This is a genomic window from Pseudomonas sp. SDO5591_S426 (assembly GCF_054070755.1).
This window is the reverse complement of the sequence record NZ_JBSVXD010000063.1, coordinates 1-17,733: the sequence shown is the minus strand read 5'-3', so window position 1 is coordinate 17,733 and position 17,733 is coordinate 1. Positions and strand designations below refer to the sequence as shown.

Sequence of the window (17,733 nt, the reverse complement as noted above, 5' to 3'; positions counted from 1 at the left end):
TCGAACGAACGCCCTCCCTTCACATCCGCATCAGATACTCGCGGCTGCGCTGGGTAATTTTTGCGCGCATGGCGGGTGCCACTTGGTCGAAACGTTTTCTGTCCAGCGTGAACGTCCCGTAATGCTGAATCAGCGTGAGGTGGTAATCCTCCCACTTCCAGAACAGAAACTCGTCCGGGTCGACGGCGGCGAAATACCAGCAGTGAATCAGCATGACAGTCAGCCGCCCCTTGGCATCGTAGCCGCAGGGCATCATCTGAAATTGCCTGCCGCGCTCGCTCCCGCTTTTTCGCGCCAGCAGCATCGATGCCCGGAGATTGTCTTTCAACGCCTCGAACGCGTGCATCGCGGCGCTGTACACGCTGCCACTGACGTTTGGCTTGAGTGTCTCCAGGATCGCACTGGAAATCGGTTCATTCAGCACCAGCTCCCGCGTGTCGAGCATGACCGGACGCTGATGAATCCAGCCATGGTGCCAGAGCCCCAGCGTGTAGTGCTGCAACCACTGGTACCACTCGGTTTCGCGGTTGTAGCGAGTGTCTGTGTACTGTTCCAGATACAGCGCGCAGTCCAGCACATCCTGTTCATCGCTTTCGGATACTCCTTCGGTCACGGAAACGATGGTGCTGCCGGCAATGGCTGCCCGAGCAGGTGCAGGATCGCTGCCCGGCAGCGCAAATGCCTGCGAACGTGCGGTGACCTGCGGGGCATGAGCGGCGGATACCGCATCGGTCAATCCAAGAAAGGCCAGGCGCTGTTCCAGCGACGGAAACTCCATAGGTGTGTCGAACATAAAAAATCCTTTTTGTATGTTTGATGGGTTGATCTCTACGTCAACCAACGACGACAACTAACCAGATGCGGAGCCCTCCAACAATCTGTGGAGTAACACAGGATATTTAACGGGCGCGGTTTGAGCTGCGTGGAATACGTAAAAAACCGCAGCGACGCGGTATCATTCCGCCCAGTCCCGACCTGGTCGTGGGGCACTTTTTCAAGGAGCAGGCATGACGCCCTGGCTGACAGTTGTAGGCATCGGTGAAGACGGTTTCAAAGGTCTGGGCAAGAACGCCCGGCATGCGCTGCTGCGTGCCTCACGGATCTTCGGCGGTCAACGGCATCTGGATTTGTTGCCGCCTTGCATTCGTGGCGACCGCCAATTCTGGCCGAGTCCGTTCTCCATTGATCCGGTACTGGCCCTGCGTGGCGAGCCCGTCTGTGTGTTGGCCAGCGGCGACCCGATGTTTTTCGGCGTCGGGGCCAGCCTTGCGCGGCGGGTATCGGCCAATGAAATGCTGACACTGCCAGCCCCCTCCTCTTGCTCGCTGGCCGCTGCCAGAATGGGCTGGCCATTGCAGGACGTGGTGACGCTGTCGGTGGTTGCCCGCCCCGTCGCCGCGCTCAACGCGCAATTGTTCAGCGGCGTGCGCTTGCTGGTGTTGTGCAACGACGGCAGCAGTCCCGCCGCCATCGCCACACTGCTGCGTGAACGCGGCTTCGGCCCGAGCCGACTTACCGTGCTGGAACATTTGGGCGGCGAAGCCGAGCGGCGTGTCGACGGCATCGCCAGCGACTGGACCGATCCCGACATCGCCGACCTCAACCTGATCGCCATCGACTGCATTGCCGAACCCAATACACCTCGCCTGTCACGACTGGCCGGTCTGCCGGACTCGGCGTTCAAGCACGACGGCCAACTGACCAAGCGTGACGTGCGTGCAATCACCCTCGCACGCCTGGCTCCGGTCCCCGGCGAACTGCTGTGGGATGTCGGTGCCGGCAGCGGCTCGATCGGCATCGAATGGATGCGCGCCCACCCAAGTTGCCGGGCACTGGCCATCGAAGCCGACGAAGGCCGGCAGCAACTGATCGAACACAACCGCGATGCCCTTGGCGTGCCCGGCCTGCAACTGATTCACGGCCGCGCGCCACAAGCCCTCGACGGCCTCGAACCTCCGGATGCGATCTTCATCGGTGGCGGCGTCACCCGCGAAGGCGTGCTGGACGCTTGCTGGGCAGCCCTAAAACCTGGCGGCCGGCTGATCGCCAACGCGGTCACGCTGCAAAGTGAAATGACCCTGATGGCCTGGCGTGAACAGCATGGCGGTGAGCTGACGCGCATTCATATCGCTCAGGCGCAACCGCTGGGCGACTTCGATACTTGGCGCCAGGCCTTGCCGATTACCGTGCTGGACATGACGAAGCCTCTCGATGCGTGACGAGACCGCCGAACAACCCGCACCGCTGCGCAGTGGCCTGACCACCGGCAGCTGCGCCACTGCGACCACTCTGGCGGCGGCTCGCCTGTTGCTCGCTGGCACCACGGCGGACGCGGTGGAAATCATCCTGCCCAAGGGCAAGCACGTACCGATGCGTCTGGAGTTCTGTCGACTGGCGAATGAAGGTGCCGAAGCGGGAACCATCAAGGACGCGGGCGACGATCCGGACGTAACCCACGGCGCACTGCTCTACTCCCACGTGCGCCTGAACCATGAGCCGGGCATCCGCTTCAATGCCGGACGCGGTGTCGGCACGGTCACTCGCCCCGGACTGGTACTGGGCGTTGGCGAACCGGCGATCAACCCGGTGCCGCGCAAAATGATCAGCGATCACCTGACCCGGCTGGCCGACGAGCTCGGCTACAGCGGCGGCTTCGAGGTCACGGTCAACGTCGAAAACGGCGAAGCCCTGGCACTGAAAACCATGAACCCGCGCTTGGGCATTCTCGGTGGTTTGTCGATCCTCGGCACCAGCGGCATCGTCCGGCCGTTTTCCTGCGCCGCGTACATTGCCTCGATCCACCAGGGCATCGATGTGGCAAAAACCAACGGCTACCTGCACATCGCCGCCTGCACCGGCAACGCCAGCGAAGACACCATGCGCCGGGTCTACGATCTGCCGGAAATCGCCCTGATCGAGATGGGCGACTTCGTCGGCGCGGTGCTCAAACATCTGCGCAAAGTGCCTGTGGCTAAACTCAGCATTTGTGGTGGCTTCGGCAAGATCAGCAAACTGGCGGCCGGGCACATGGATTTGCACAGCCGGCATTCGAGCATCGACCTGCCACAACTGGCCGAATGGGCCGCCGCGATCGGCGCTGACATAGCGTTGCAGCAAGGCATCCGCGAAGCCAATACCAGCCAGCAAGCCTTGGCCATGGCCAGCGCCGCCGGTGTCGCCCTCGGTGATGCGGTGTGCCGGCACGCCCTGGACTTTGCCCGCAGCGTGGTGCCGGCGCAGGTTCAGGTGGAAGTGTTTGCCATCGACCGCCAGGGCGGGATTGTCGGCCACGCGGGAGCTTTTCAATGAAACGAATCTTGCTGCTCGGCGGCGTGACCGAGGCACTCGCCATTGCCCGCACCTTGGGACCCGAGCATATCTACAGCCTCGCCGGCATCGGCCGGGTGCCGACGGATCTGACATGCCAGGTTCGCGTCGGCGGTTATGGCGGTGCCGAAGGTCTGGCACAGTTCATTCGCGATGAAGGCATCGATCTGCTGCTCGACGCCACTCACCCCTACGCCGCGCAGATCAGTCAAAACGCAGCGACTGCCTCGCGTTTGAGCGGTGTTCCCTGCTGGGCACTGCGGCGCCCGGCGTGGCAGGCACAGGCCGGAGATGACTGGCGTGAAGTCAGCGATTGGTCCGAGCTGATCCAGGCCCTGAAACCCTTTCGTCGACCACTGTTCACCCTCGGCCGCGAGCCATTGCAGCACCTGGACGAAATTCCGTCGGAGCAATTCTGGACCCTGCGCGCACTCGACGTTTATCCCGGCAACGAGCGCTGCGAAGTGATCGGCGCGCGCGGGCCGTTTCTGATTGATGATGAGCGTGAGTTGTTTGAACGTCGGCAGATCGATGTGTTGATCAGCAAAAACAGCGGCAGCACGGCTACTGAGCCGAAGCTGGAAGTGGCGCGTGAGCGTGGGGTGCCGGTATTGGTGTTGAAGCGGCCGGTGTTGCCGGGGGTTGAGCGGGAGTTTCTGACGCTTGAGGAAACACTTGACGCGTTGTTGGTGTTCACTTCGTAGGGCAGGATGGTCGGCTTGCATGATAAGTAACCTATTTGTTACCTTCAGGGCCACCTGTGATCACACTCGAAGAATACGTTCAGGACAACAACGTCATGGCGCTCACCCGAAGCTACAAACACACCATTGCCGAGCGTGCCCAACGTGACCCCGAGTTCGCCCAGGCATTGTTGGATGAGGCTGCTACTCTGTTTCTTAACGGCGAACCTGAAATGGCCCGGATCATCTTGCGCGACCTCATAAACGCTACTGTTGGCTTTGAAGAACTCGCAAAGGAAACGGCAAAACCCAGCAAAAGTCTCCATCGAATGCTGTCTGCCAAAGGCAACCCAAGCATGGATAACCTGGCTGCGATATTTGCCGTAATTCGAGCTACGCTGGGAGTAGATATACAAGTACATGCGGTACGTGCGCACTGAGCCACGTGTTTTTACTGCGACACCAAACCGCACGTCGCTTTTTTACTTATCGGCCCTGATCAGGCTAAATAGCCCGCGCCTGATCGCCCACCCAACGGATTTTGTCCCATGTCCCGACAACGGCTCGCAATTACCTGGATAGCCTGCTTCGCAGTGCTGTTCAACATGCTCGCCATGCCGATGTCCGGAGCGATGGCGCAGTCGGCGAAGTCACCCGCCGAACAATTGTTGTGGGGCAGTTTCTGCACGTCCGGCGGCACCAAGCTGGTGGCGATCTCCATCGGCGACATTGAACAGAAAGCCCCGCAAAACGACGATCATTCCAACATGCAGCATTGCTGGTGCTGCTCCGGCTCTGCGCCATTGGTGGCGTTGCCCGGGCATATGCCGCAGTTGTATTTCGCGCAGTTCGAAGCCAATCGAAGCCTGCCCCCCGCAACACTGAACTCCCCGTCACCGCGCCAGCAATGGCCGAGTCTCAATCCCCGCGCCTCGCCTCTGGTGTGATTCCTTCTCGCAATTGATCTGCGTTTTGAATCGCTCTGGAGAACTGCCATGTTGAACAAACTCATCGTTCTGGTCGCGTTGCTGCTGCCTGCCTGCTTTGCCAATGCCCACGAATACAAGGCCGGCGCACTGGAAATCGCCCATCCGTGGTCGCAGGAGTTGCCGCCGAATGCGCCGACCGTTGCGGCTTATTTCGTGATTCACAACTCGGGCACGACCGCCGACCGCTTGCTCAGCGTCGACTCGCCAATCTCTGGCGAAGCGCAACTGCACGAGCATGTGATGCAGAACGACCTGATGAAAATGCAGCTCGTTCCGAGTGTGGAAATCCCTGCCGGTGGCAATGTCACGTTTGCACCGATGGCCTATCACGTAATGCTGCTGGGCTTGAAAGACCGCAGTCTGCTCAGCGACGGCAAGCGCTTTCCGATGACCCTGCACTTCGAGAAGTCCGGTGACGTGACGGTCGAAGTGGCGGTGCAGAAGCAGGCGCCCGAGGTTACGCAACAACACGCGCACGTCCAGTAACCAACTGAGCTGAACACGCCCATGCGCCCGCTTAGCGCCAGGTCATCCAGTCCACGTCGTCAGCCATCGAGCCTGACACGCGGCAGCTGGATCAGCCTGTTCGCCATGCTGATGATCTTTATCGGTCCGCTGATTTCTCAGTCGATGCCGATGGATTCGCGCACCCCGATGTCCATGAACATGTCGATGGACATGAGCATGGACATGTCGGCAATGGAGCACGCCGACCACGGCGCGCAACCCTCGGCCGAACATTGCCCGCCTGCGGCCGGGCACCATGCAATCTGGGAAAAATGCGGCTATTGCAGCCTGCTGTTCAATTGCCCGGCATTGACCGGTGGCGGGTCCTTCGTCGCCTTCAATATCCCGCCCGTCAACACGTTCACCATACCCTCCCCGCGCCTGGGCCATGCCCGGCAAACTTTCTTCCCCGGCGCCCGCACCCGCGCCCCACCCATCATCGCGTAAACAGCCACCTCTGATTTCACACGGTTGAGAAGACAGCTTCTGGTTGTCGGCCGTGTCGTTTACGACTGTTCGATGGAAATTGTCATGTCCAGGTTTTCTGCTGACACAGGCTTGAGCCCTGCTCAAGCCATTTTTACCCAGAACGAATCCAGCATTCGTTTCAGGCACGCCACTGCGATTCTGTGCAGTGCGTTACTGGCGCCCTCCGCGCTGGCCGATGAACACGCCGGTCACAGTGAAGAACTGAGCCCGACGGTCATCACCGCCATTGCTCCGAGTTCACCGCTGACCATCGTTACCAACCCGAAAGACCCGCGCCAACCGGTGCCGGCCAGCGATGGCTCGGACTATCTGAAGACCATTCCGGGTTTCGCCCAGGTTCGCAATGGCGGCACCAACGGTGACCCGGTGCTGCGCGGCATGTTCGGTTCGCGCCTGAACATCCTCACCAACGGCGGCATGATGCTCGGCGCCTGCCCTGGGCGGATGGACGCGCCAACCTCGTACATCTCGCCGGAAACCTACGACAAGCTGACCGTGATCAAAGGCCCGCAAACCGTGCTCTGGGGCCCGGGCGCTTCGGCAGGCACCATCCTTTTCGATCGCGAGCCGGAAAGCTTCGGCGAACTTGGCACACGGGTGAACGCCAGCGTGCTGGCAGGCTCCAACGGCCGCTTCGACAAAGTGGTCGACGCGGCTGCCGGTGGGCCATTGGGCTATGTGCGAGTGATCGGCAACACCGCGCATGCCGACGACTATCGGGATGGCAACAACAACACCGTCCCGTCGCGCTATGACAAATGGAACGGCGACGTCGCACTCGGCTGGACCCCGGATGCCGACACCCTGCTGGAGCTGACTGCCGGCAAGGGCGACGGTGAGGCGCGTTACGCCGGGCGCGGCATGGACGGCTCGCAGTTCAAGCGCGAAAGCCTCGGCCTGCGTTTTGAGAAATCCAACATCAGCGACGTGATGGAAAAACTCGAAGCGCAGGTCTACTACAACTACGCCGACCACGTCATGGACAACTACACCCTGCGCACACCGTCCGGCACCGGGATGATGGCCGGGCCGATGGCGTCCAACGTCGACCGCCGTACCCTCGGTGCGCGAATCAAGGGCACCTGGCGCTGGGCCGATGTGCAATTGATCAGCGGCATCGACGCGCAGACCAATGAGCATCGCCAACGCAGCGCGATGGGCATCGACACCTACAAGGACCTGCCGTACACCAAGGATGCCGACTTCCATAACTACGGGGTGTTTGGCGAGCTGACCTGGTACGCCGCCGAGCGTGACCGACTGATCAGCGGTGCACGCCTGGACCGCGCTTCGGCCAAGGATTTTCGCCAGACCACCGGTTCGGGAATGATGACCCGGCCGAACCCGACCGCCGACGACACCCGCGCCGATACCCTGCCCAGCGGTTTCATCCGCTACGAACACGACCTGGCCGACAGTCCGACCACGTTGTATGCGGGCCTGGGGCATACCCAGCGGTTTCCGGATTACTGGGAGCTGTTTTCGCCCAACTCCGGCCCCGCCGGATCGGTGAATGCCTTCGATTCGATCAAGCCGGAAAAAACCATCCAGCTCGATTTCGGCCTGCAGTACAAGACCGAAGTTCTCGAAGCCTGGGCCTCGGCCTACGTCGGCCAGGTACGCGATTACATCCTGTTCAACTACACGCCCGGAATGATGGGCATGACCTCGCAAGCCGAGAACATCGACGCGCGAATCATGGGTGGCGAACTGGGCGCGGCCTACAACTTCACCCAAAACTGGAAAGCCGATGCGACCCTGGCCTACGCCTGGGGCAAGAACAGCAGCGATGGCAGTGCATTGCCGCAAATGCCACCGCTGGATGCTCGTTTTGGCCTGACCTATAGCGAAGACAACTGGAGCGCCGGCGCACTGTGGAGAGTGGTCGCCGCGCAAAACCGCATCGACCAGAACAAAGGCAACGTGGTCGGCAAGGACTTCGACAAGACACCCGGCTTCGCCGTGTTCTCCCTTAACGGTGCCTATCGGATCAACAACAACTGGAAGGTCAGCAGCGGCGTCGACAACCTGTTCGGCAAGGCTTACGCCGAACACTTGAACCTGGCCGGTAACGCCGGTTTCGGTTACCCCGCCAATGACCCGCAAGCCATCAAGGAACCGGGGCGCACGCTCTGGACGAAGGTGGACATGAGTTTCTAAGCGTTTCGTGGGCAGCCCGCTCCGCTGAAGGAGCGAGCCTGCTCGCGATCGGTTGCGCAGCAACCGCCAACACACAACTAAAAGATCCAAGCCAAGCGGAGCACACGTGATGAAACAGCCCAAAGTGAATTTCTACAACCTGGCCTGGCGCTGGCATTTCTATGCCGGATTGTTCGTTGCGCCATTCATGGTGATGCTGGCCCTGACCGGCACCATTTACCTGTTCAAGCCGCAGCTTGACTCGCTGATGTACAGCAGTCTGCTCAACGTCCCCGCCGGCCATCACACGATCCCGGCCGACGACCTGCTCAAGCGCGTCAAGGACTCGTATCCACAAGGCACGATCAAGCAGTACCTGCCACCGGTGAACGCCGAACGCAGCGCGCAGTTTGTCGTGCTCAACGCTGGCAACGAACTGAACGTATTCGTCGATCCGTACCACGGCGACATCCTTGGCGAGCAAGACGCCAAGAAAAACCTGCAAGCAATCGCGCGGGCGATCCACGGCGAGTTGATGATTGGCACCGTCGGTGACCGGTTGGTTGAAATGGCTGCCGGTTGGGGCGTGGTGCTGGTGGTTTCCGGGGTGTTCCTGTGGTGGCCGCGCGGTCAGGCAGCGGGCATTCTGTGGCCGCGCTTGAGCAGTCGCGGCCGCATATTGTGGCGCGACTTGCACGCCGTCACCGGTTTCTGGGGCGCGTCCCTGTTGCTGGTGATGCTGCTCAGCGGCATGACCTGGACCGGCTTCTGGGGCCAGCAATACGCGGCCGTTTGGAACGTCTTTCCGGCGGCGATGTGGGATGACGTACCGAAGTCCGATGTCGAGGCTCGCAGCCTCAACAGCGCCACCCACCAGACCGTGCCATGGGCGATGGAAAACACACCGATGCCAATGTCCGGCGATCACGCCGAACACATGGCCCACGGTGGCGCACAAGCCGGCCCGGCCGCGCCGACCATCAGCCTGCAAGATGTGCAGAACATCGCCACCCAAAGCAAGGTTGAACCGGGTTACAGCATCACCTTCCCGACCACCGCCACCGGCGTATTCACCATCGCCGTGTTCGCCGATGATCCGCGCAACGATGCCACCCTGCATGTCGATCAGTACACCGGCAAGGTCCTCGCCGATGTGCGCTACGAACAATACGGCACCGTCGCCCGCGCCACGGAAATCGGTGTGATGCTGCACGAAGGCAAGATGTTCGGTGTGGTCAACCAGATCATCGTGTTGCTGATTTGCCTGATGATCCTGCTCAGCGCCGTCAGCGGTGTGGTGATCTGGTGGAAGCGTCGTCCGCAAGGCAAGTTCGGAGTACCGCCGCTGCGCCACGACCTGCCGAAATGGAAAACCGCGATGGTGATCATGTTCGCGCTGGCGGTGGCGTTCCCGTTGGTGGGGGCTTCTTTGGTGGTGGTGTGGTTGCTGGATCGCGTGGTGTTGTCGCGCTTCACTCGACAGACTGAGTCGGCCTCATCTTCATCATGAAACAGGCGAGATGCGCGGTTTAGAGATGTCTGTAGAATCCTCGCGCATGTCACCCCGACCCCATCGCGAGCAAGCTCGCTCCCACAGGCCTTGCGCAAAACCTGTGGGAGCTGGCTTGCCAGCGATGGGGCCATCAGCATCACCTCAAGAGCCACTGCATGACCTCGCTGAACCTCACAAACCTCGCCTGGACACCCCTCGGCCACGGTCACTGTCATCACCAGTTCCAGCTGCGCGATGCCTCGCTGCACGTGGCTGCCGGGGAGTTTGTCGGGTTGATCGGCCCCAACGGTAGCGGCAAGACCAGCCTGCTGCGTTGTGCCTGGCGCTTCAGCAAACCGGAAAGCGGCGAGGTCCGGCTCGACCATCAAAACGTCTGGAAGCAATCCTCACGCTGGTGCGCGCAACGCATCGCCGTGGTGCTGCAAGAGTTTCCCGATGCCTTCGGCCTGACCGTGGACGAGGTGGTTGCCATGGGTCGCACGCCGCACAAAGGCCTGTTCGATGGCGACACGATCGAAGACCGAAATCTCACTAGCCAGGCTCTGGAATCGGTCGGCCTCAAGGGCTTCGAAGACCACGCGTTCACCACCCTCTCCGGCGGTGAAAAACAGCGAGTAATTCTCGCCCGCGCCCTGGCCCAGCAACCGCAACTATTGATCCTCGACGAGCCGACCAATCACCTCGACCCACGCTATCAGCTGGAGCTGTTGCAGCTGGTCAAACGCCTGAAGATCGGCACCCTGGCCAGCATCCACGACCTGAATCTGGCCGCCGCATTCTGCGATCGGCTGTACGTGATCAATCACGGTCGCATCGTGGCCAGCGGCACGCCAAAAGAAGTCCTCAACGCTGCGCTGCTACGCAACGTGTTCGGCGTCGAAGCGCTCATCGATGAACATCCCCTGCACGGCTACCCACGAATTACCTGGATAACCCAACCATGAATTTTCTGCGCTCCAGTCTTTCCCTCGTTCTGTTGCTGGGCAGCGCCCAGGCATTCGCCGAGGCCACGCACTACCCATTGACGATCCAGAGCTGCAACCGTGAGGTGACCTTCCAGCAAGCTCCGAAACACGCAGTCAGCCACGACATCAACATGACCCAGATGATGCTCGCCCTCGGCCTCAAGCCACAGATGGCCGGCTACAGCGGTGTGTCTGGCTGGAAGTCGGTGACGCCCGAGATGCAGACCATCCTCGACGGCTTGCCGGAGTTGGCGGCCAAGTACCCGTCGGTGGAAACCCTGCTCAATGCCAACGTCGATTTCTTCTTCGCCGGTTGGGATTACGGCATGCGCGTCGGCGGTGATCTCACACCGCAAACCCTGCAACCGCTGGGTATCAATGTGTATGAGTTGACCGAATCTTGCGCCTTCGTGATGAAGCGTCCGCCGGCCAGTCTGGAAGACACCTACAACGACCTGCGCAACCTCGGCAAAATCTTCGACGTGCAGGATCGCGCCAACGCGGTCATCGCCAGGATGCAGACGCAAGTCACCGAGATTCGCAAAGACCTGCCCGCCGACAAACCACGGGTGTTCCTGTACGACAGTGGCGAAGACCGGGCGATGACGTCCGGCCGTTTGGGCATGCCGCAAGCGCTGATCGATGCGGCGGGCGGGCAAAACATTCTCGACGACGTCGACGCGAGCTGGACCCGGGTCAACTGGGAAAATGTTGTCGAGCGCAATCCGCAGGTGATCGTGATCGTCGACTACGGCGAAGTCACAGCCGCACAGAAGATTGAATTCTTGCGCAGCAACAAAGCGCTGCAATCGGTGGACGCGATCAAGCACCAGCGCTTCATCGTCATTCCTTATGTGCAAGCCACGCCGGGGATCGATAACGTGCTGGCCGTCGAAACCCTGGCCAAGGGTTTCCACGGCGCATGATCAATCGTCGCTACGCCTTGCTGCTGGTTGCCCTCGGCGCGCTGTTGCTGGTGTCGTGTGTGGTGTCGCTGGGTTTCGGTCCGGCGCGGGTACCGGTGGACGTGGTGTGGCGGATTCTGTTGCACAAGTTGTTCGGTTTCGGTGTGCCGGACTGGAGCGCCGGGCAGGAACATATCGTCTGGTTGATCCGCGTGCCGCGCATGTTGCTCGGTGCGTTGGTGGGCGCCGGGCTGGCGCTGATTGGCGCGGTGCTGCAAGCGGTGACGCGCAATCCGCTGGCCGATCCGCATCTGCTCGGGGTCACCTCTGGCGCGACGCTCGGCGCGGTAATCGTGGTGCTGCACGTCGGTGAAATCGTCGGCCTGCTCACCTTGCCCATTGCAGCGTTCATCGGTGCACTGCTGAGCATGTTGGTGGTGCTGATGATCGCCAGCCGTCACGGTCGACTGGACAGTGATCGCCTGTTGCTGTGCGGGGTGGCGGTGTCGTTCGTGATGATGGCGATCGCCAACTTGCTGCTGTTCATGGGCGACCACCGCGCCAGTTCGGCGGTGATGTTCTGGATGCTTGGCGGCCTCGGGCTGGCGCGTTGGGAGTTGTTGGCTGTGCCAGCCGTCAGTGTGCTGCTCGGCCTGGTTTTGCTGCTGGGCATGGCGCGACCGTTGAATGCGCTGATGGCCGGGGAACAAACGGCGGTGACCCTGGGATTGAATGCGCGCACCGTTCGCTTGCGGGTGTTTTTGATCGCGTCATTGATGACCGGGGTGCTGGTGTCGATCAGCGGCTCGATCGGTTTTGTCGGGCTGATGGTGCCGCACATTGCGCGGCGCCTGGTCGGGGCTGAACACCGAAGATTGCTGCCGGTGTGCGTGTTGCTCGGCAGTGTGTTTCTGGTTTGGGTCGATGTCGCCGCCCGCACGATGATCGCCCCGGAAGACTTACCGATTGGCGTGGCCACAGCAGCCATTGGCGGCTTGTTCTTTATCGGCCTGATGCGTCGCCGCTAACCGATCTCCTTCCTCCACAGGTATCAGTGCGCCAATGTGGCGCATTGCAGCGCACCAGTGCACGCAAGCCGTCCCTTCATGGTGCGCCACCCAACCGCGCAACCGCTCTAAAACGACATTTCCCTGCCTTTTCCCGACCGGGCACAGCCCTTGCTAAAGACCCTTCAGTAGTCCGCATCTGCCAACCAAGAAAATTCATAAGTTCATGGAGATCGCACAATGAAGCGTCGCAGTTTGATCAAGGCTTTCACACTCTCGGCATCCATTGCCGCGATGGGCATGACCTGGACTGTCCAGGCCGCCGAGACCATTAAGGTCGGTATTCTGCATTCGTTGTCCGGCACCATGGCGATCTCCGAAACGTCGCTCAAAGACATGGCGCTGATGACCATCGACGAGATCAACGCCAAGGGCGGCGTGAACGGCAAGATGCTGGAGCCGGTGGTCGTGGACCCGGCGTCGAACTGGCCGCTGTTCGCTGAAAAGGGCCGTCAACTGCTAACCCAGGACAAGGTCGCCGTGGTGTTCGGTTGCTGGACGTCCGTGTCGCGCAAATCGGTGTTGCCGGTGTTCGAAGAACTCAATGGCCTGCTGTTCTACCCGGTGCAGTACGAAGGCGAAGAAATGTCGCCGAACGTGTTCTACACCGGCGCCGCGCCGAACCAGCAAGCGATCCCTGCCGTTGAATACCTGATGAGCGAAGAAGGCGGCAGCGCCAAGCGCTACTTCCTGCTCGGCACCGACTACGTCTACCCGCGTACCACCAACAAAATCCTGCGCTCGTTCCTGCACTCCAAGGGCGTGGCCGACAAGGACATCGAAGAGGTCTACACCCCGTTCGGTCACAGCGACTATCAAACCATCGTCGCCAACATCAAGAAGTTCTCGGCCGGTGGCAAAACCGCCGTTATCTCCACCGTCAACGGCGACTCCAACGTGCCGTTCTATAAGGAACTGGCGAACCAGGGCCTGAAAGCCACCGACGTTCCGGTCGTGGCGTTCTCGGTCGGCGAAGAAGAGTTGCGCGGCATCGACACCAAACCATTGGTGGGCAACCTCGCTGCCTGGAACTACTTCGAATCGGTGGAGAACCCGGCGAACAAGAAATTCGTCGCCGACTGGAAAGCCTACGCCAAGAAACACAACCTGCCAGGCGCGGATAAAGCGGTGACCAACGACCCGATGGAAGCTACTTACGTCGGCATCCACATGTGGGCGCAAGCCGCTGAAAAAGCCAAGTCCACCGACGTCGACAAAGTCCGTGAAGCCCTCGCCGGCCAGACCTTTGCCGCACCGTCCGGCTACACCCTGACCATGGACAAGACCAACCACCACCTGCACAAGCCAGTGATGATCGGCGAGATCCAGGCCGACGGTCAGTTCAACGTTGTATGGCAGACCGAAGGACCGATCCGCGCCCAGCCTTGGAGCCCGTTCATTCCGGGTAACGACAAGAAGCCGGACTATGCGATGAAGAGCAACTAAGCCACAGGATGTCGGACTTGAAGACACTTTTCGAGTCCGACAAAAATCCCTGTGGGAGCTGGCTTGCCAGCGATGCAGACGACTCGATGTACCTGATTCACCGAGGTGATGCCATCGCTGGCAAGCCAGCTCCCACATTGTCCGCGTCAAGGCGACTCTCTATGCCCACTGCCCTTTACCGAATTCTCTTGGCTATCGCGTTCCTATTGCCAATGGCCACTCACGCCGGCGACGCCGAAGACTTCGTCGCCGCCAATCCCGTGCAGCAAGCCAAGCTGCTGGAAGCCTGGGCCGCGCAGCCCGATCCGGCCCGTGTCGAACTGATCAACGCCCTGCAACAAGGCGAATTGACCGTCGACGGCCAACCAAAAACCTTGCGCCTGAACAACCGCCTTCGGGGTCTGATCGACACCGCCCTGGCCAGTCATCAATTGCTCGCCGCCGACGCCAAACTTCGCCTGGCCGCTGCGCAGCAACTGCAAAAAAGCGCCAAACCGGCGCAGCTGAAATTCCTCGACCAACAGCTCGCTGGCGAGCAAGACGAAAGCGTTCACGCCGCCCTCAGCCTCGCGCTGGCCAACCTGCAACTGGTGGATGCCGACCCGGCTGTGCGGCTGGCCGCTGTGCGCTTGCTCGGAGAAACCGGTGATCCGCTGGCCCGCACCCGCCTCGAAGGCTTGCTCGATCCAGGCGTTGAAGCCGATGCCAGTGTACGCACGGCAGCCGAAACCAGCCTGGCTCAAGTCAAACGCAAACTGCTGGTCGGCGAGCTCTTGGGGCAGGCCTTCAGTGGCATGTCTTTGGGCTCGATTTTGCTGCTCGCGGCACTGGGGCTGGCGATCACCTTCGGCCTGCTCGGCGTGATCAACATGGCCCACGGCGAGATGCTGATGCTCGGCGCCTACTCGACCTATGTCGTGCAGTTGATGTTCCAGCGCTACGCACCGCAGGCCATCGAGTTCTATCCGTTGATTGCGTTGCCGGTGGCGTTTTTCGTGACCGCGGCCATCGGCATGGCGCTGGAGCGTACGGTGATTCGCCATCTCTACGGTCGCCCGCTGGAAACCCTGCTCGCCACTTGGGGCATCAGCCTGATGCTGATTCAGCTGGTGCGCCTGGTGTTCGGCGCGCAGAACGTTGAAGTGGCCAACCCTGCATGGTTGTCGGGCGGGATTCAGGTGTTGCCGAATCTGGTGCTGCCGTACAACCGCATCGTGATCATTGCCTTCGCCCTGTTTGTGGTGGTGCTGACCTGGTTGCTGCTGAACAAAACGCGCCTGGGCCTGAACGTGCGCGCCGTCACCCAGAACCGCAACATGGCCGCCTGCTGCGGCGTGCCCACCGGCCGCGTGGACATGCTCGCGTTCGGCCTCGGCTCGGGCATTGCCGGCCTCGGTGGCGTCGCCCTCAGCCAGATCGGCAACGTCGGCCCTGACTTGGGCCAGAGCTACATCATCGATTCGTTCCTGGTGGTGGTGCTCGGCGGTGTCGGGCAACTGGCCGGTAGCGTGTTCGCCGCGTTCGGTCTCGGCATTGCCAACAAGATTCTCGAACCGCAAATCGGTGCCGTACTCGGCAAGATCCTCATCCTCGCGCTGATCATTCTGTTCATCCAGAAACGTCCGCAAGGCCTCTTCGCACTCAAAGGAAGGGTGATCGACTGATGAACCAGCCCCTGCTCGTTACCGCAACCCAAAAAGCCGGCCCCAAAGTCTCGATTGCCGTCGGTGCGGTGATTCTCGTTCTGCTGTTGGCGTTGCCGCTGCTGTCGCTGTTGTCGCCGGACAGCGCGTTTCACATCTCGGCCTACACGTTGACCCTGGTCGGCAAAATCCTTTGCTACGCCATCGTCGCCCTGGCACTGGATCTGGTCTGGGGCTACGCCGGTTTGCTGTCCCTCGGCCACGGTCTGTTCTTCGCCCTCGGCGGCTATGCAATGGGCATGTACCTGATGCGCCAAGCCTCGGGCGACGGTTTGCCGGCCTTCATGACGTTCCTGTCGTGGACCGAACTGCCATGGTTTTGGACCGGCACCAGCAGCTTTCTCTGGACCCTGTGTCTGGTGGTGTTGGCGCCGGGATTGTTGGCGCTGGTGTTCGGTTTCTTCGCCTTCCGTTCGCGGATCAAGGGTGTGTATTTCTCGATCATGACCCAGGCATTGACCTTCGCCGGCATGCTGCTGTTTTTCCGCAACGAAACGGGTTTCGGCGGCAACAATGGCTTCACCAATTTCCGCACCATTCTCGGCTTCGGCATCACCGAACCGGGCACCCGCGCGGTGCTGTTTTTCGCCACGGTGATGTTGCTGGTAGCGAGCCTGTACATCGGCTGGCGCCTGGCGCAAAGCAAATTCGGCCGGGTGCTGACCGCGCTGCGCGATGCGGAAAACCGCCTGATGTTCTGCGGCTACGACCCACGTGGTTTCAAGCTGTTCGTGTGGGTATTGAGTGCAGTGTTGTGCGGCCTCGCCGGTGCGTTGTATGTGCCGCAAGTCGGGATCATCAACCCGAGCGAAATGTCGCCGACCAACTCGATCGAAGCGGCGGTGTGGGTCGCCCTCGGCGGGCGTGGCACGTTGATCGGCCCGCTGCTCGGTGCCGGCGTGGTCAACGGCATGAAGAGCTGGTTCACCGTAGCGTTCCCCGAGTACTGGCTGTTCTTCCTCGGCGCGCTGTTCATCGTCGTGACGTTGTATCTGCCCAAAGGCGTGATCGGTTTGCTGAAGAAAAGAGGTGAACAATGAGAACCACTGCGACGGCTGAATTCATGCTCGAACCGGCGTTCTTTCCCGTGGAGCCCAACAAGGATGCCGGCAGCAGCCGCGACGCCATCGGCTTGGGTCAACGGGTCGAACCAGGCCTGAACACCCGCCACGGCACGATCCTGACCCTGGAAGACATCAGCGTCAGCTTCGATGGTTTCAAGGCCCTGAACGATTTGAACCTGTACATCGGCGTCGGCGAGCTGCGCTGCATCATCGGCCCCAACGGCGCGGGCAAGACCACGCTGATGGACGTGATCACCGGCAAGACCCGGCCCAGCCATGGCAAAGCGTGGTTCGGCGAAACCCTGGACCTGACGCAGATGAGCGAAGTGCAGATCGCCCAGGCCGGTATCGGTCGCAAGTTTCAGAAGCCGACGGTGTTCGAAGCCTTGAGCGTGTTTGAAAACCTTGAGCTGGCGCAGAAAACCGACAAGTCGGTGTGGGCCAGCCTGCGGGCTCGCCTGAACGGCGAACAGAAAGATCGCATCGCCGAAGTGCTCGACACCATTCGCCTGACGGCCTCGGTCAATCGTCCCGCTGGTTTGCTGTCCCACGGTCAGAAGCAGTTTCTCGAAATCGGCATGTTGCTGATGCAGGACCCGCAGTTGCTCCTGCTCGACGAGCCGGTGGCGGGCATGACCGACGCCGAAACCGAATTCACCGCCGAGCTGTTCAAGCGCCTGGCCGGCAAGCATTCGCTGATGGTTGTGGAACACGACATGGGCTTCGTCGGCTCGATTGCCGACCACGTCACCGTGTTGCATCAGGGGAGTGTGCTGGCCGAGGGGTCGCTGGAACAGGTGCAGGATAACGAGCGGGTGATTGAGGTTTATCTCGGTCGCTGATGTCACCACAGGAATCTGTAGAAGCTTGTAGGAGCTGTCGAGTGAAACGAGGCTGCGATCTTTTTTGCCATTGAAGATCAAGATCAAAAGATCG

17 protein-coding genes are annotated in these 17,733 nt (G+C 60.9%); 16 read left to right on the top strand and 1 reads right to left on the bottom strand.

What is annotated here, in order from left to right; all coding sequences use genetic code 11:
* Nucleotides 1–19: 19 nt before the first annotated feature.
* Nucleotides 20–793, bottom strand: coding sequence for a hypothetical protein (locus ACW9JC_RS14735; protein ID WP_457455638.1), 774 nt, complete (start codon nt 791–793; stop codon nt 20–22).
* Between the two features lie 214 nt (nt 794–1,007).
* Between ACW9JC_RS14735 and cbiE the strand changes: the two genes are divergently transcribed.
* From cbiE to urtD, 16 genes are all read left to right on the top strand, one after another.
* Nucleotides 1,008–2,219: a precorrin-6y C5,15-methyltransferase (decarboxylating) subunit CbiE gene (gene cbiE, locus ACW9JC_RS14730; RefSeq protein ID WP_457455636.1), complete on the top strand. Its 1,212-nt coding sequence runs from the start codon at nt 1,008–1,010 to the stop codon at nt 2,217–2,219.
* Nucleotides 2,212–3,309, top strand: coding sequence for a cobalt-precorrin-5B (C(1))-methyltransferase (locus ACW9JC_RS14725; RefSeq protein ID WP_457455634.1), 1,098 nt, complete (start codon nt 2,212–2,214; stop codon nt 3,307–3,309). Before cbiE ends, ACW9JC_RS14725 begins: the two co-directional genes overlap by 8 nt.
* Nucleotides 3,306–4,031, top strand: a complete 726-nt coding sequence (locus tag ACW9JC_RS14720; RefSeq protein ID WP_457455632.1) for a cobalt-precorrin-6A reductase — start codon at nt 3,306–3,308, stop codon at nt 4,029–4,031. The genes ACW9JC_RS14725 and ACW9JC_RS14720 overlap by 4 nt, the downstream gene beginning before the upstream one ends.
* Before the next feature lie 95 nt (nt 4,032–4,126).
* Nucleotides 4,127–4,450 carry a helix-turn-helix domain-containing transcriptional regulator gene (locus ACW9JC_RS14715; protein ID WP_338584490.1) on the top strand — a complete coding sequence of 108 codons (324 nt, stop codon included), beginning with the start codon at nt 4,127–4,129 and terminating at the stop codon, nt 4,448–4,450.
* A 108-nt stretch (nt 4,451–4,558) separates the two neighbouring features.
* On the top strand, nt 4,559–4,957 hold the full coding sequence (locus tag ACW9JC_RS14710; protein WP_457455630.1) for a DUF2946 domain-containing protein: 399 nt from the start codon (nt 4,559–4,561) through the stop codon (nt 4,955–4,957).
* A gap of 48 nt (nt 4,958–5,005) precedes the next feature.
* Complete coding sequence (locus tag ACW9JC_RS14705) at nt 5,006–5,485, top strand: copper chaperone PCu(A)C (protein WP_416129414.1); 480 nt, start codon at nt 5,006–5,008, stop codon at nt 5,483–5,485.
* Between the two features lie 21 nt (nt 5,486–5,506).
* Complete coding sequence (locus ACW9JC_RS14700; RefSeq protein ID WP_457455628.1) at nt 5,507–5,953, top strand: DUF2946 domain-containing protein; 447 nt, start codon at nt 5,507–5,509, stop codon at nt 5,951–5,953.
* A gap of 84 nt (nt 5,954–6,037) precedes the next feature.
* Nucleotides 6,038–8,155 carry a TonB-dependent copper receptor gene (locus ACW9JC_RS14695; protein WP_457455626.1) on the top strand — a complete coding sequence of 706 codons (2,118 nt, stop codon included), beginning with the start codon at nt 6,038–6,040 and terminating at the stop codon, nt 8,153–8,155.
* Nucleotides 8,156–8,264: 109 nt separating this feature from the next.
* Nucleotides 8,265–9,644 (top strand): PepSY-associated TM helix domain-containing protein, encoded by a 1,380-nt coding sequence (locus ACW9JC_RS14690; protein WP_457455624.1) that lies wholly within the window; start codon nt 8,265–8,267, stop codon nt 9,642–9,644.
* A gap of 158 nt (nt 9,645–9,802) precedes the next feature.
* Complete coding sequence (locus ACW9JC_RS14685) at nt 9,803–10,591, top strand: ABC transporter ATP-binding protein (protein ID WP_457455622.1); 789 nt, start codon at nt 9,803–9,805, stop codon at nt 10,589–10,591.
* Nucleotides 10,588–11,538: an ABC transporter substrate-binding protein gene (locus ACW9JC_RS14680; RefSeq protein ID WP_457455620.1), complete on the top strand. Its 951-nt coding sequence runs from the start codon at nt 10,588–10,590 to the stop codon at nt 11,536–11,538. The genes ACW9JC_RS14685 and ACW9JC_RS14680 overlap by 4 nt, the downstream gene beginning before the upstream one ends.
* Entirely contained in the window at nt 11,535–12,545 is a 1,011-nt protein-coding gene (locus ACW9JC_RS14675) for a FecCD family ABC transporter permease (RefSeq protein ID WP_457455618.1), read from the top strand. The genes ACW9JC_RS14680 and ACW9JC_RS14675 overlap by 4 nt, the downstream gene beginning before the upstream one ends.
* A gap of 219 nt (nt 12,546–12,764) precedes the next feature.
* Complete coding sequence (gene urtA, locus ACW9JC_RS14670) at nt 12,765–14,030, top strand: urea ABC transporter substrate-binding protein (RefSeq protein ID WP_034149690.1); 1,266 nt, start codon at nt 12,765–12,767, stop codon at nt 14,028–14,030.
* 161 nt (nt 14,031–14,191) lie between these two features.
* Complete coding sequence (gene urtB, locus ACW9JC_RS14665; protein WP_457455615.1) at nt 14,192–15,694, top strand: urea ABC transporter permease subunit UrtB; 1,503 nt, start codon at nt 14,192–14,194, stop codon at nt 15,692–15,694.
* On the top strand, nt 15,694–16,773 hold the full coding sequence (urtC, locus tag ACW9JC_RS14660; RefSeq protein ID WP_338584480.1) for an urea ABC transporter permease subunit UrtC: 1,080 nt from the start codon (nt 15,694–15,696) through the stop codon (nt 16,771–16,773). Before urtB ends, urtC begins: the two co-directional genes overlap by 1 nt.
* Nucleotides 16,770–17,639 (top strand): urea ABC transporter ATP-binding protein UrtD, encoded by an 870-nt coding sequence (urtD, locus tag ACW9JC_RS14655; protein WP_338584479.1) that lies wholly within the window; start codon nt 16,770–16,772, stop codon nt 17,637–17,639. The genes urtC and urtD overlap by 4 nt, the downstream gene beginning before the upstream one ends.
* The last annotated feature ends 94 nt before the right edge of the window (nt 17,640–17,733 follow it).

What these genes read in the sequence shown, in the direction of transcription:
- ACW9JC_RS14735 (WP_457455638.1), bottom strand. Translation starts at nt 793, where the DNA reads ATGTTCGACACACCTATGGAGTTTCCGTCGCTGGAACAGCGCCTGGCC.
- cbiE (WP_457455636.1), top strand. Translation starts at nt 1,008, where the DNA reads ATGACGCCCTGGCTGACAGTTGTAGGCATCGGTGAAGACGGTTTCAAA.
- ACW9JC_RS14725 (WP_457455634.1), top strand. Translation starts at nt 2,212, where the DNA reads ATGCGTGACGAGACCGCCGAACAACCCGCACCGCTGCGCAGTGGCCTG.
- ACW9JC_RS14720 (WP_457455632.1), top strand. Translation starts at nt 3,306, where the DNA reads ATGAAACGAATCTTGCTGCTCGGCGGCGTGACCGAGGCACTCGCCATT.
- ACW9JC_RS14715 (WP_338584490.1), top strand. Translation starts at nt 4,127, where the DNA reads ATGGCGCTCACCCGAAGCTACAAACACACCATTGCCGAGCGTGCCCAA.
- ACW9JC_RS14710 (WP_457455630.1), top strand. Translation starts at nt 4,559, where the DNA reads ATGTCCCGACAACGGCTCGCAATTACCTGGATAGCCTGCTTCGCAGTG.
- ACW9JC_RS14705 (WP_416129414.1), top strand. Translation starts at nt 5,006, where the DNA reads ATGTTGAACAAACTCATCGTTCTGGTCGCGTTGCTGCTGCCTGCCTGC.
- ACW9JC_RS14700 (WP_457455628.1), top strand. Translation starts at nt 5,507, where the DNA reads ATGCGCCCGCTTAGCGCCAGGTCATCCAGTCCACGTCGTCAGCCATCG.
- ACW9JC_RS14695 (WP_457455626.1), top strand. Translation starts at nt 6,038, where the DNA reads ATGTCCAGGTTTTCTGCTGACACAGGCTTGAGCCCTGCTCAAGCCATT.
- ACW9JC_RS14690 (WP_457455624.1), top strand. Translation starts at nt 8,265, where the DNA reads ATGAAACAGCCCAAAGTGAATTTCTACAACCTGGCCTGGCGCTGGCAT.
- ACW9JC_RS14685 (WP_457455622.1), top strand. Translation starts at nt 9,803, where the DNA reads ATGACCTCGCTGAACCTCACAAACCTCGCCTGGACACCCCTCGGCCAC.
- ACW9JC_RS14680 (WP_457455620.1), top strand. Translation starts at nt 10,588, where the DNA reads ATGAATTTTCTGCGCTCCAGTCTTTCCCTCGTTCTGTTGCTGGGCAGC.
- ACW9JC_RS14675 (WP_457455618.1), top strand. Translation starts at nt 11,535, where the DNA reads ATGATCAATCGTCGCTACGCCTTGCTGCTGGTTGCCCTCGGCGCGCTG.
- urtA (WP_034149690.1), top strand. Translation starts at nt 12,765, where the DNA reads ATGAAGCGTCGCAGTTTGATCAAGGCTTTCACACTCTCGGCATCCATT.
- urtB (WP_457455615.1), top strand. Translation starts at nt 14,192, where the DNA reads ATGCCCACTGCCCTTTACCGAATTCTCTTGGCTATCGCGTTCCTATTG.
- urtC (WP_338584480.1), top strand. Translation starts at nt 15,694, where the DNA reads ATGAACCAGCCCCTGCTCGTTACCGCAACCCAAAAAGCCGGCCCCAAA.
- urtD (WP_338584479.1), top strand. Translation starts at nt 16,770, where the DNA reads ATGAGAACCACTGCGACGGCTGAATTCATGCTCGAACCGGCGTTCTTT.